This is a genomic window from Demequina aurantiaca, assembly GCF_000975135.1.
Taxonomy (GTDB): domain Bacteria; phylum Actinomycetota; class Actinomycetes; order Actinomycetales; family Demequinaceae; genus Demequina; species Demequina aurantiaca.
Genome location: NZ_BBRF01000001.1, coordinates 236,647 through 249,458, shown reverse-complemented (window position 1 = coordinate 249,458; position 12,812 = coordinate 236,647). Strand labels below are relative to the sequence as shown.

10 protein-coding genes are annotated in these 12,812 nt (G+C 67.3%); 5 read left to right on the top strand and 5 right to left on the bottom strand.

Annotated features, from left to right (window positions below; translation table 11 throughout):
• Positions 1-138: 138 nt before the first annotated feature.
• On the top strand, positions 139-540 hold the full coding sequence (locus AOP73_RS01070; protein ID WP_061962808.1) for a hypothetical protein: 402 nt from the start codon (positions 139-141) through the stop codon (positions 538-540).
• Positions 541-562: 22 nt separating this feature from the next.
• Here AOP73_RS01070 and AOP73_RS01065 read toward each other — a convergent pair whose 3' ends face one another.
• Positions 563-3,604, bottom strand: a complete 3,042-nt coding sequence (locus AOP73_RS01065) for a type VII secretion EssC family protein (protein WP_152650495.1) — start codon at positions 3,602-3,604, stop codon at positions 563-565.
• A 63-nt stretch (positions 3,605-3,667) separates the two neighbouring features.
• Positions 3,668-5,791, bottom strand: coding sequence for a glycosyltransferase family 39 protein (locus AOP73_RS01060; RefSeq protein WP_152650494.1), 2,124 nt, complete (start codon positions 5,789-5,791; stop codon positions 3,668-3,670).
• A 105-nt stretch (positions 5,792-5,896) separates the two neighbouring features.
• Here AOP73_RS01060 and AOP73_RS01055 point away from each other — a divergent pair, with 105 nt between their 5' ends.
• Both AOP73_RS01055 and AOP73_RS01050 read left to right on the top strand, forming a co-directional pair.
• Positions 5,897-6,574: a response regulator transcription factor gene (locus AOP73_RS01055; RefSeq protein ID WP_061964716.1), complete on the top strand. Its 678-nt coding sequence runs from the start codon at positions 5,897-5,899 to the stop codon at positions 6,572-6,574.
• 8 nt (positions 6,575-6,582) lie between these two features.
• A complete protein-coding gene (locus tag AOP73_RS01050; RefSeq protein ID WP_061962805.1) occupies positions 6,583-7,899 on the top strand; it encodes an ATP-binding protein in 1,317 nt (438 codons plus the stop codon).
• On the opposite strand, the gene AOP73_RS01045 is transcribed toward AOP73_RS01050, so the two are convergent.
• Positions 7,850-8,416, bottom strand: coding sequence for a GtrA family protein (locus AOP73_RS01045; protein ID WP_084626462.1), 567 nt, complete (start codon positions 8,414-8,416; stop codon positions 7,850-7,852). The genes AOP73_RS01050 and AOP73_RS01045 overlap by 50 nt on opposite strands.
• Between AOP73_RS01045 and AOP73_RS01040 the strand changes: the two genes are divergently transcribed.
• Entirely contained in the window at positions 8,415-9,560 is a 1,146-nt protein-coding gene (locus AOP73_RS01040) for a 5-(carboxyamino)imidazole ribonucleotide synthase (protein WP_061962804.1), read from the top strand. The genes AOP73_RS01045 and AOP73_RS01040 overlap by 2 nt on opposite strands.
• Positions 9,557-10,063 (top strand): 5-(carboxyamino)imidazole ribonucleotide mutase, encoded by a 507-nt coding sequence (purE, locus tag AOP73_RS01035; protein WP_061962803.1) that lies wholly within the window; start codon positions 9,557-9,559, stop codon positions 10,061-10,063. Before AOP73_RS01040 ends, purE begins: the two co-directional genes overlap by 4 nt.
• Positions 10,064-10,130: 67 nt before the next feature.
• On the opposite strand, the gene AOP73_RS01030 is transcribed toward purE, so the two are convergent.
• On the bottom strand, positions 10,131-11,423 hold the full coding sequence (locus AOP73_RS01030) for an LCP family protein (protein WP_061962802.1): 1,293 nt from the start codon (positions 11,421-11,423) through the stop codon (positions 10,131-10,133).
• A gap of 174 nt (positions 11,424-11,597) precedes the next feature.
• A complete protein-coding gene (locus tag AOP73_RS01025) occupies positions 11,598-12,803 on the bottom strand; it encodes an LCP family protein (protein ID WP_152650493.1) in 1,206 nt (401 codons plus the stop codon).
• Positions 12,804-12,812 lie beyond the last annotated feature (9 nt).

The following is a 12,812-nucleotide window of genomic DNA, read 5'->3' as shown; positions in this document are numbered from 1 at the left end:
GCGAAATGAACACAAAAGTGTGGGAGATCGCCGCGGCCGTTGCGGTTTGACTCCTTTAAGGTTCTCATGGTTACGAACAGGTGACAAGAGATAGATGATGTGTCGTCGCTCACAATCCGTCAAGGTAGTTTGGGGAACATGAACAAGGACAGCGCCGGACGCGGCAGAAAGCTCGAGATAATTGCCGCGATTGGGCTCGGTATCGAGGCCCTTGCATTGACATTCGCGGCACTCGCCTACGGCTTTTACGCGATTTTTGGCGACCCTCGCGATGTGGGTTTTATCGCGGGTATTGGAGTGTTCTGCCTGGCACTTGCCGTAGGCGTCGGCTTCGGTGCGCGAGGCATGTGGCAGTCGCGGCGGTGGGCTCGGTCCATCGCTCTGACATGGCAGGTCTTTCAGGCGGGCCTCGGACTGTCCATCATCTCGTCTCGACCCGTCGTGGCCGCGATTTTGATCGTCGTCGCGCTGGCAATCGCCGGATGCGTCATGGCGCGCGCGGGCAAAGACGATGCGCCGGCGGCCTCGGCGAGCGCGTAGGGCCGGTTCTTGGCGCCTGGCGTCATCCCGGAAACTGGGCAGCCTCGACTCCTGACTCGCTGACGATCACCACTCTTCCTGGACGTGGCGTTGGCTCCACCAGTCCGATGTGCGCGGTGCCGCACGCGTCGCGCACTGTTCGTGATGTGGGCTGAACAAGCACGACCGTTCCGGCTGGCCGAGTGGAGCCAGGGAAGCTGATCAGGTCGTCGCGCACGGTCACGGTCGTCGAGATGACGCGCTCGACGTGAGCGATGGCGGCGTCTCGCTCACCCGATGGCGCGCCCACCACCGTGACCGGTCCAACGGGAAGATGAATGGGGCGGGCGTGGTCGCCTCCCACTGCCAGGAGCCGAGGGTCGGCCGCGCACCTGCGCGCGACCTCGGCCGCGGCGGGCAGCGGCTCCACGAGCCGGTCTGCGGGTGCCGTGTGTTCATGAGGGAGACACAGGTGCACCTCACACCATTGGCCGTGAGCGCCCAGCCTCCCGCGCCCCGCTAGGGCGGGACGCCCCGAGAGGGCACGCGGTACGTTCCACAAGGCGTCGTCCGTGGCATCTGCTCCCGAGAACACCATCCTTGTGCCGGCCGATGACACGAGCCGAGCCGGATCGTGAGTGGCGAGTGCGATCGCCGTGGGCAGTCCCCGGGACAGGCGACGCAAGAGTAGTTCCGCTGGTGCGCCGAGGTCGACCTCCGCGAGAGTGGCGAGTGCGCCGCCAGCGTCGTCGACAAGGAGAAGGACGTCGTCCCGATCGTGAGTGAGGACGACTGTCCGTGCCGCCTCGCGTGCCTCCGTGGGCATGGTCACCGCGGTTAGGCCCGCGAGGTGCGCCTGGGTGCGGAGCAGCTCGAGTGCGACCGTGCGGCCCGATCCGCGTGGCCCGATGAACGCAATGGGACCGGTCGATGGCTGCCAGCCGACAAACTCCTGACGTCGCTCGACCGGCCAGTCGGCTAAACCCAGCGTCAGCATCGGGCGGCCGCCGTTGTCCAACGGTGGTGGAAGGGCGACGTGGCGAGGCAGCGGGTCACGCCACAGTCGGCCCGGCGGGTCGACCCCCTGCCAGCGCTCAACCGTGGCCTGAGCGAGCTCGGCGGGAGCTGCCGTGGCTACTTGTCCGGCGGGTCGCACCGGAGCGGTGGCATGCAAGGTGGGTTGCGCGACCTGAACGGGGACGTGGTCGGCGCCGTGCGCGACGATTGCCCGACCCGGCCTGGAAGCCGGAAGGGAGGCGGCATCGGCTGTCCCGAGCAGATCCTGCGACTCGGCGGCCGAGGCGACCCTCAGGGCAACCGTGGTGGAGACATTGGCACGAATTTCCGGGGTGACCGCGCCGGCCGGGCGCTGTGTCGCGAGCACCAGATGCAGGCCGAGCGAACGTCCTTGCGCAGCGAGCCGCGCCACGTGCGGCAGGAAGTCTCGGTGGTGCTGGGCGATTTCCTGGTACTCGTCGGCGACCACCAGGAGGCGGGGCGGCGCGCCACCGGCCAGTTCCCACTCGCCGAGGGACCCGTACCCTGCGTGTGCCACCTCACGCTTGCGGTGCTCGAGTTCCGCACTGAGGGCAACCAGCGCCCGTTCGGCGAGGTGAGCGTCGAGGTCTGTGAGGCAGCCAACGACGTGTGGCAGGTCCATGCAGTGACGCAGGCCGGCGCCGCCCTTGAAATCGATGAGCACGACAGTGAGGTCGGCGGGGGAGTGCCGGTGCGCGAGTCCGAGCACCAGCGTCTCCAGCAGCGCAGACTTGCCAGATCCGGTCGTGCCCGCCACGAGGAAGTGGGGGCCGTGATGGTCCAGGTCTAACGACACCGTTCCGGCCGCGCCCACGCCGATGGGGGTGGACAGCGTGCGGCCGGGCCGCGTCGGATTGTCCGGCGCCAAGTCCGCCCACGCGACGTCGTCGGGGAGAGACTCGGCGGCCCGCGTGCTGGCAATCAGCCGCGCTAATTCATCGGCGGTGTGCTCCGAAATCTCGCACCGGCGCGCCACCCTCGTCACGGTGCCGGTGAGCACGTGGGTCTCCTCCCCATGAATCTCGACCACCGTCCCCGCCCACGAGGGGGCGAGGTGGCCAACCGGCATCACCATGACGGTCTGCTCCCGAGTGGCGCGAGGCAGCCACCTCATCCAGGGTTCATCCCACTCGTCGCCGTGGGGGCGCAACTGCTGTGCGAGCACCACGCTGCGCGCGGTGGCCGTGGCGAGCGGCGCGGGCCCCACCACGGCCACCGGACCCGCAATGGGCGCCACCGGAGGACCGACCGACGGGCAGGGGTCCACCGGGCCGGTGATGTTCTCATCGTCGTCCTCTCGCCGTCGGAGCCATTGCGCGAGCATCGGAACGCCCAGTATCAGCGGGTACCCCAACGCCAGCAGCGCGAAGTACCAGCGCCCGGTCATGACCGCGAGCATGATGCCGGTGAGCGCACCGGCGCCCATCGCGCTGAGCTGAGATGCCGATGCGCGCGGACCGAGCCGAGTCTTGACGCCATCCTCGGTGGGACGGGGGCGCACCTCGGCGACGGACCCTCCCATCAGTAGGTGTTCCCCGGCTCGTGGCCTGAGCCGTCGCGACCGGGTCCGCGTTCCGTCGACGCGTCGGAGCACCGTGCCGTTGCGTGAACCCGCGTCGCGCACCCACGGCGAGTTGCCACAGCCGGCGCGCGCGTGATCGGTACTCACGGCCCCGTCCGCGAGCGTCACGTCACACGCCTCGCCACGGCCGATGGTGACGCCCTCCCGTGTGAGCGGCACCATGTGCCCGGCGTCCGGGCCGCACGTGACGGCGAGATGGGGGTCCGTGAGGCGCACCGCCGGTGTGCCGGGGCCGCGCTGCAGCGATGCGCCGTGGACCAAAGGAGGAACTCCCGCGCGGTGGTCGGGATCGAGTCTGACGGAACCACACCACACGTCGTCCATGGCGGTCGCGCCAGCGTATGCAGTGTTGCCTCGACCGTGAACGCCGGTGGTGTCAATCAGCGCGACATAGGCCGCGATGTCCGCGCAGGTTGCCTGCGCCGACAGATCCAGGTCCACACGGTTGTCCCACGTCACACGCATGACACCAGGGTGGCTTCCGTGGACCACCACGCGCTACGTGGTCGTCACTTCTGTGGAGAACTCCTACGAATCCCCAGACACGGACTCGGGAACGGGGACTGCATCGAGTGAGCCATCGGTACCCACGATGCCCGCGTACCAGGTGTATTGGCGGTCCGAGTAGGTGCGAGGGATGTTCTGCAACGTGTACGACGCGGTGCGTACGGTGGAGTCGACCGCCGGTGCGGGGACCCCGTCCGTCCAGGTGAACCAGTCCGGGTTGCGGGTCAGCACCACGGGAGCCTGGCCCCACTCCTCGGTCATCGCGACGAGGGTGTCCGGCGTGGGTTCAACGAGCGCAAGGACCACGGGTTGGTCGCACATGACGCGCAGTGAGCCGAAGTGCGAGGAGGTTCCCGCGAGCACGATGGGCCGGTCGCCGGCGACCTCGCACAGGTCATTCAGTTGGTCACGCGCGCCAAGCATCTCGCGCGTGGTGACGTTGGTGGCGCTGCTGATGGGCAATGCTTCACCCGGCTTGATGGAGACCCAGGCGGTGAGGGGCGCCAGCAGCACCACCACTGCGGCTACCTTGCGACCCGTGGCGCGCGCCGATGCTGTGCGTAGGCGACCGGCGAGCCACCAGGCACCAACGGCGGCGGCCAGCACGAATCCGGGCATGGCTGCGGGTTCGAAGCGGCGGATCGCCCAGATTTGATCGGGAATGATCGACGGGTTCCACAAGTACAGCAATGTGGGAGCGAGGATCGCGCCGAGGAAGACGGCCCACGTCCCGTCGCGGCGCACCATGCGGTAGGCGGCCACTCCGAAACCAAGGATCGCGAGCGCGACCAGCACCCACGTGAGGTAGTAGCTCATCCACGTCATGGTCGACTCGGCATACGTTCGTGTGCCGTCGATGGGTAGTCCAGCGGACCTCTGGAAGGACTCCACCACCCCATTCGCGAAGATCTCGTTTGACTTGACCGTGCCGCGCCGCGCGATCATCCACAGCGGCCTCGAAGCCAAGAGCGCGAGGAGGCCGCTGACCGCGATGCCGATGCCGATGGCCCCACGGCGTCCCAGCACGGATCGTAGCGAGGTCAGCACCCGGTCGCCGCGCAGGCGCGGGCCCCAGGTCGCCATCCAGATGCCCAGGATCAGCGCGGCAGCAAAGTAGACGGAGACGAGGGCGATGGCCTGCCCCTCGAGGCGTACCAGATACTCGTTGGCCCACCGCCACAACGACACGTAGCCGAGGACGAGGGCGATGGCCTGTGTCGCGGCAAATGCGAAGCCCGCGCGGACGCGCCACGATCGTGGGGCATCGGACAGTGCGAGCGCGATAATCACACCAGCGAGGGCTCCCACGGCGAACGAGGCGCCGTCAATACGGATGAAGGTTGTCGCCCCAGAGGTGATGCCGGCGGCGAGCAGCAGCCACAGCCGCCGCTCCTTGACCCCCCGCCAGGCCCACAGCACTCCCGCGACCACCAGAACGAGGGTGAGCGGCTCGGTGTAACCGGCGCGTGATAGTCCAATGTGAGACACGGTCAGGGCGATGGCCCCGGCGGGAGCCAAGGCCGCGTAGGGGCCCAGGAATCGGCGCGCGAGCGCGTAGACGGCCAGGATTCCGACTCCGCCGATCACGACGTTGGCGGCAAGCACACCCGTCTCGCCCGCGAGCCAACCGCCCACGGAAAGCGTGGCGGGAAGCATCTTCGCGCCCTGTGGCTGGATCACGTCGCCGTAGAGGTTCCAGGCCTGTGCGGCATCGGGCAACATATTCAGTTGGGTCGCGGCGGCCTCCACGGAGCCGAGGGTCGGGATGTCCGTGCTGGGGTGGCGGGCCAGCCACAGGCCCGACAATGTAAGGAAGCCGGGGTCACGCACCACAATCAGGTACTCGGCCGCCATGATGATGTTGGCGATACACCACGCGATCGTGCCCCCGACCGCGATCGCGGCCGCGCGGGCGGCGGTGACCGTGACGGCGGTGCGGTGCGCGAGAGCAGTCCACGTGGAGGCCACCAGGATCGCTGCGAGGGGCAGCACTGTCCACCAATAGTGAACGCCGAGGCTCACGGTGGCCCCTGCGGCGAGCGCGATGGCCACCAATACTTGGACCGCGCGTTCCGGCATGGCTACCAGCGCCGATTGCGCGCGCGTCGGTGGTGCGGGCGCATGCGGGGCAGTGGTGGTGGTCACGAGCGCCCAGCCTACCGGGAACAGAAACGACAATTCGATGCTCGCCTTTGGCGCGGCATGCGCGCGAGGCGTTGCAATGTGGTCGCTCCCGGGTATCGTGGCACCATGACTCGAATTGTCTTGGTCGAAGATGACCCGACCATTTCAGAACCTTTGACCCGCGCTTTGGGAAGAGAAGGCTATGACGTTGAATGGCACGGGACCGGACTCGGGGGTGTGGGCGCGGCGGATGACGCTGATCTCGTCATCCTCGACCTCGGCCTGCCCGATATCGACGGTGTGGACGTGGCACGGCGTATCCGGGACAAGGGACTTGCCGTCCCCATCCTGATGTTGACGGCCCGCGCCGACGAGGTTGACCTCGTGGTGGGCCTCGACGCCGGCGCTGACGACTACGTCACCAAGCCGTTCCGCCTGGCGGAGCTACTGGCCCGCGTCCGTGCACTGCTCCGGCGCCGGACAGGCGCGGACTCGACCACCGACCTTGACGTTGCTGGCGTGCGCATTGACGTCGCCGGCCACCGTGCCTACCTTGGCGGCGATGAGCTTCAGCTCAGCGGCAAGGAGTTCGACCTCCTGCACCTGTTGGTGGCGAACGCTGGCTCCGTCGTATCGCGAGAGACGCTCATGCGCGAGGTATGGGCGGCCGACTCGGGTGCGCCCTCGAAGACGCTGGACATGCACGTGTCGTGGTTGCGCCGCAAGTTGGGTGACGACGCTACTCAGCCGCGGTTCATCACCACGGTCCGCGGAATGGGCTTCCGCTTCGAGAGCAACGTCTAGGCGCCCGCGTGCGTCGTCGCGTCCTCCAGGCGACCATCTCGGCGCTCGCCGTCGCGGTGGTGTTGCTCGGCATACCCCTGGCCGTCATGACGGCCACGCTGGTGCGCGACAGTTCGGTCGATAACCTCGACCAGCGCGCCACCACGGCTGCTCGCACGCTCGACGTGCGGTACTCCACCGGCGAGACCATCACCGAGGACAACCTCAGTTCTTACGTCAGCGACGCGCCGGGAGCGGCGTCCTACATCGTGCTCATTCTCCCAGACGGTACCGAGCTCACCTCGGGTACTGAGCCGGCCCGCTCGTTCTCCGCCTCGCATGTCATGGACAGCGAGCTGGTGGTGCTGATGTACACGTCCTGGTGGGACGTGTTCTGGGCCTCAGCCCGCGCCGTGGGCCTCGTGCTGCTGGTGGGCATCATCGCCGTTCTCGCGGGAATCGCGGTAGCCGTGGTGCAGGCAAACCGACTGTCCAAGCCGCTCGTGTACCTGGCCGCCAGTGCCGAGCACCTGGGCTCGGGCCAGGTGAAGCTGAACCTCACCAAGACGGGAGTCGAGGAGATCGACCTCGTGGCCGACGAGCTCAATCGCAGCGCCACGCGGATGGGCGCCCGGTTGGCAAGTGAGCGACAGTTCGCGGCCGATGCCTCGCATCAGTTGCGTACCCCACTCACGGCGCTCACGATGCGGCTCGAGGAGATCACGCTCGCCTCCAATCAGCCCGAGGTGCAGGAGGAGGCCGAGAAGTCGCTGGAGCAGGTGGAGCGGCTCGTGGGTGTCGTGGACGAATTGCTCGGGCGCACGCGCCGCACGCTGGGCTCCGGGACGGAACTGGTGGTTCTCGCCGACGTCTTCGACCAGCAACGAGCCGAGTGGGAGAAGACGTTCACTCAGGCGGGGCGCAAGCTCCGCATCGCGCCTACGGACGCGACGGTGTTCTCCACCCCGGGTGGCCTCGCTCAGGTGTTGGCCACGCTGATCGAGAACTCGCTGCACCACGGCGATGGCACCACGATGGTGCTCGCGCGCGAAAGCGGTCCCAACCACGCGATCGTCATTGAAGTGCGTGACGAGGGCGAGGGTGTGCCGGAGGACCTGGCGCCGCGCATATTCGAACGGGAAGTGACGAGTGGACGCGGCACCGGCCTGGGGCTGGCCCTGGCGCGTGATCTTGTGACCGCAGATGGCGGCCGGCTTGAGCTTTCGCAGCGCAAGCCCGCGGCCTTCTCAGTATTCTTGCAGGGCGTTCCCGCGATGGGCGACCTCGACGACGTCGTTACGCATGGGCGGGCGGCGCGGAAGAATCGTCGCCGTCGGGACTCGTAACGTCAGCATCGACGGCGCCCAGGCCCGCCACGGCATCGGCCGCGGACGTGGTGTCATGGTTGAATACGAACGCGCGGTAGCCCACGTAGCGCAGCACGGTGCCGAGCGGTAGGCCGATTCCGTAGGCGAAGAAGTTGTCGGCGAGCGCGCCAGTCAAGCCCAGCCAGTAGTGCGAGATCGCGAGTACCCCCGCCTGGGCGGCCAGAGCGGCCCCGTTGACGAGGGCGAAGATGACGAGTTCCCTGACGGGGCGATGGCCGCGTCGGTCGTTGAACGTCCACCATCGGTGCGCGGCCCACGCGAAGATGGTCGACACCACGGACGCGATGATCTTGGCGGTGATGACCTTGTTCTCGACGGCCAACGGGCCGAGCAGGAGCAGGTTGAAGACGCCGGCGTCGACAAAGATGCCCGCCACGCCAACGGTGCCGAATTTTGCCAGTTCACCGGCGCGTCCGCGCACCCACGTACCAATGCTCACGATGTCCGAGCCTAGCCGCCGGTAGGTTGTACCCATGACTTCACCGATTGTGGCCGTTATTGGCGGAGGTCAGCTCGCGCGCATGATGGCGCCAGCTGCCACCGAACTTGGCCTGACACTTCGCGTCCTCGTCGAATCTCCCGAGGCGGCGGCGGCGCTTCCCGCCCACGAGTTTGTGGTGGGGATGCCGTCCGACGCCGATGCTGTGGCGCAGTTGCTCGCCGAGCCCCGCCCCGTCGCCCTGACCTGGGAACATGAGCACATTCCGGTCTCAGTGTTCGAGGCTGCGCAGGCGGCCGGGGTCCCCGCGCGCCCAGGCCTTGAGGCGCTGGTGTTTGCGCAGGACAAGATCGCAATGCGCGAACGGATGACCGAGCTGGGCCTACCCAACCCCGACTGGGCTCACGTCACCGACGAGGCATCGGTGACGGCCTTCCTGGACGCACACGCATCGGAAGCTATTGTGAAGACCGCTCGCGGTGGCTACGACGGCAAGGGAGTCCGGGTGATTTCCTCCGCCGCTCAGGCGGCTGACTGGATCGCTGGGCGCGCTGAGGGCGGCCCGGAGTTGCTCGTGGAACAGAAGGTGCCCTTCACGCGTGAGTTGGCTGTGCTGGTGGCGCGCAGGCCGTCGGGCGACGTTGCGGTGTGGCCCGTGGTCGAGTCGATCCAGCGCGCCGGGGTGTGTTCCGAGGTGATCGCGCCCGCGCCGGATCTCGACCCAGCATTGGCGAGCCAGGCCCGTGAGATCGGCGAGCGGGTGGCAACCGAGCTGGGAGTCATTGGCGTGCTTGCCGTCGAGATGTTTGAGGCGGAGGGCCACCTGGTGATCAACGAGCTCGCGATGCGCCCGCACAACTCCGGCCACTGGACGATGGACGGCTCCGTCACGAGCCAGTTTGAGCAGCACCTGCGTGCCGTGGCGGACCTGCCGTTGGGCGACACGTCGCCGCGCGCGCCGTGGACCGTGATGGCCAACGTCCTAGGCGGGGCGCGTCAGGACCTGTCGGGGGCGCTCGCGGAGGTGCGCGATCCGGGAGCAAAGATGCACCTGTACGGCAAGGGCGTTCGGCCCGGCCGCAAGGTGGGCCACGTCAACGTTTCGGGAGTCGACCAGCAGGAGACCTATGACAGGGCGGTTGCCGCCGCCGCAATCGTTCGCGAAGGAGCACAGCAATGACTGACAGGCCCGTAGTGGGAATCGTGATGGGGTCGGACTCTGATTGGCCGGTGATGGGGCCCGCAGCGGCCGCGCTGGAGGAGTTTGGGGTGCCGTTTGAAAAGGACGTGGTCTCCGCGCACCGCATGCCCGACGAAATGATCGACTATGGGCGCAACGCGGCCGAGCGTGGCCTGCGAGTGATCATCTCTGGTGCCGGCGGGGCAGCTCACCTGCCTGGCATGCTCGCCGCGGTGACGACGCTCCCCGTGATTGGCGTGCCAGTTCCCTTGAAGTATCTGGACGGAATGGATTCGCTGCTGAGCATTGTGCAAATGCCCGCAGGAGTGCCGGTCGCGACGGTGTCGATCGGGGGAGCGCGCAATGCCGGGCTGCTGGCTGTCCGCATGCTGGCGGCTGGGGACGGCGAGCGTGCGGTCGAGTTGCGTGAGCGTATGGCCCAGTTCCAGGACTCTCTGCGAGACATCGCCCACGCCAAGGGCAAGGCGCTGCGCGACGCCTAGGGGCCCCGCGACGCACGAATGCCCGCCTCGTCGCACGACGAGGCGGGCATTCGTACGTCAGGGCTGGTTAGCCGCAGGCGGCCAGAATCTCGGCCTGCGTCTCGCGCTCCGGCGAGGGCGCAACCGAAGGCTCGGCAGCGGTGTCGGTGACCGAGGCATCGGGCTTCGTGGCCGTCGTCGTGCCAGCGTCCGCGTCGGTGGCCGTCGTGGTGTCGGTGGTGCTCTTCGAGTCGGCGGTCGCCTCCGGTGACGGGCTGGTCGCGTCGACCTCGTCCGGGTCCGTGATGGGCTCGTCGGCAACAATGTGCGCGAACATGATGTCCGCATCGGGGGTCCAGATGACGTCGCCGTTGTTGTCGCCTGGGTAGGCCCACGGAACGGTGGCGAAGGTGATGTTGGCGGTGTCGATGCCGCGCAAGCTGTACGCCAACCCCAGGATGTACTTGATGCTTCCCAGATCCGGGTCCATCGTCATCGCCTGGGCGCCGGCCTTGACGAACTGCGTCATGCCGCCCACGTCGGTGAGCATGTTGGCACCAAGCGCCTTGCGCAGGACGTTCATGAGCAGTTCCTGCTGGCGGTCGATGCGGCGCAGGTCGGTGCCCTCGGGCAAGCCCTCGCCGGTGCGGGCGCGAGCGTAGGCGAGTGCGGTCTCGCCGTCGAGCACCTGTGGGCCGGCCTCCAGGTGGAGCTTGGCCTTCGTGGAGTTGATGTTGTTGGGGATGCACATGGGCACACCGTCGATCGCGTTGATCATCTGCTCGAAGCCAGCGAAGTCCACGACCGCATAGTGGTCGAGCTTGATGCCCGTCAGGTCGGTCACGGTTTGCATGGTGCACGCGGCGGCTTCGGCGGGGTCGCCGTTCTTGCCACCGTTGGCGAAGGCGATGTTGAACTTGCCCGTCCAGCCGCGCGTCACGGTGCCGTCGAACATGGTGCAGTCAGACACGGCAACGCGGGAGTCGCGGGGGATGGACATGAAGTCGATGCGCTCGCGGTCAGCGGAGATGTGCATCACGATGACGGTGTCGGAGCGCATGCCGGCCACCTCGCCGCCGATCGCCTCGTTCTCCGTGCCCTCGCGGGTGTCCGAGCCCATGAGCAGGATGTTGACGTCGTTGCCCGCGGACCCATCCAGCGGCGGACCCTCGGCGTCGGGGTCGCCGGTGGCCTCGGGGTTGGGGTTGTAGAGCGACGCCACGTCCTTGGTGGTGAGTGAGTTCTGCAACAGGTAGAAATTGGTGCCGGCATATGCGACCGCAAAGCCCGCGATGGCGGCGACGCCCCAGAGGACACCCGTCAGCACGCGGTGACGGGGTGCGGTGGTGCCGTGGCGGGCACCCTTGTCGCGCTTAGCCATGCGCGCGCTCGCTCGCGGGGAAAGAAGCCATGGGTCCTGAACTTTCGATCGTCGTTGCGTGGGGCGGAGTCAGCGCTCCAACCTGGGCGCTGACGGACTATTTCTCGCCTGTCGTGGACATAACGGTTATCGGCACGTTTCGGTTCCCACCTTAAACGCGCACGCGAGTGGAGTCTACGAGGCGCAATCGTCCAGCAGAGCCTGGGTCGTGGACGCGTTGGTGGCGGCACTGTCCGTGGGGGCCGATGGAGCCGGCTCGGATGAGGTCTCGTCGGCATCCTTGTGTCCGCTATCCCAGGCGGATGAAGCGTCCCCCTCGGCGACGGCCGTCACCGGCTCGTCCCCGCGGATCTGCGCCCAGGTGTCCTCGGCCTCCGGCAGGAGCACCACGTTGTTGCGATCCTCGGTGTACCCCCACGGAACCGTCGCGAACTGGATGTTGCTACGGTCAATGTGGCTGAGGCTGTAGGCCAGTCCGAGCAGGTACTTGGTGTCCGCGAGTTGGGGATCCATCGTCATCGACTCAGCTCCCGCGCGTACGAATCCCGTCAAGTCGCCCACGTCGGTCAGCAGGTTCTTCGAGAGCGCAGTGGCCGCTACCTGGTTCAGCAACTCCTGCTGACGCGTGATGCGCTGCAGGTCGGATCCGGACACGCCGCCCGTCTCTGCGGTTCGCAGCCTCGCGTAGGCGAGCGCCGTCTTGCCGTCGAGCACCTGCGGGCCGGCGTCAATGTGAAGCTTGGCCTTTTTTGAAGAGATCGCGGAAGGGATGCACATCGGTACCCCGCCAAGGGCATCGATCATCTGCGTGAAGCCGCTGAAGTCCACCACCGCGTAGTGGTCGATGTAGATCCCAGTGAGATCCTCGACCGTATTGATGACGCAGGCCGCGGCTTCCGCGGCATCGCCGTGAGACCCACCATTGGCGAACGCAATGTTGAAGTCGCCGGTCCATCCCTTGACCGTGCTGCCGTCAAACAGCGTGCAGTCGGAAATGGCCACCTGCGTATCCCGCGGGATCGACAACATGTCGACTCGAGAGCGGTCCGCCGCCACGTGCATGATGATGGTGGTGTCGTTGCGCATGCCATCAAAGTGGCCGCCGATGTCTCCATTGTCGCCGTCGCGTGCATCGGAGCCCATCAACAGAATGTTGAGCGCCTTGCCGGCGTCCCCGTCCGTGGGCTTCTCGGGGCGGTTGGTGACGATGGTCTCCACGCTGCGCGCGTCGAAGGCGTGATCAATCTGGCTTGTCAGGGTCTGCCCGTAGACGATGCCGAAGCCGAGCACCGCTGCGACGGCCATGGTCGCCCATAACCACCATGGTCGGGCAGCATTGCGCGACTGGTTGCGGCGACGATCGATCGGGGGTGTACTCACGCTGCGCTC

Bases quoted from the DNA above. Each gene is read 5' to 3' on its own strand.
- AOP73_RS01070 (WP_061962808.1), top strand. From the start codon at position 139: ATGAACAAGGACAGCGCCGGACGCGGCAGAAAGCTCGAGATAATTGCC.
- AOP73_RS01065 (WP_152650495.1), bottom strand. From the start codon at position 3,604: ATGCGTGTGACGTGGGACAACCGTGTGGACCTGGATCTGTCGGCGCAG.
- AOP73_RS01055 (WP_061964716.1), top strand. From the start codon at position 5,897: ATGACTCGAATTGTCTTGGTCGAAGATGACCCGACCATTTCAGAACCT.
- AOP73_RS01040 (WP_061962804.1), top strand. From the start codon at position 8,415: ATGACTTCACCGATTGTGGCCGTTATTGGCGGAGGTCAGCTCGCGCGC.
- AOP73_RS01045 (WP_084626462.1), bottom strand. From the start codon at position 8,416: ATGGGTACAACCTACCGGCGGCTAGGCTCGGACATCGTGAGCATTGGT.
- purE (WP_061962803.1), top strand. From the start codon at position 9,557: ATGACTGACAGGCCCGTAGTGGGAATCGTGATGGGGTCGGACTCTGAT.
- AOP73_RS01030 (WP_061962802.1), bottom strand. From the start codon at position 11,423: ATGGCTAAGCGCGACAAGGGTGCCCGCCACGGCACCACCGCACCCCGT.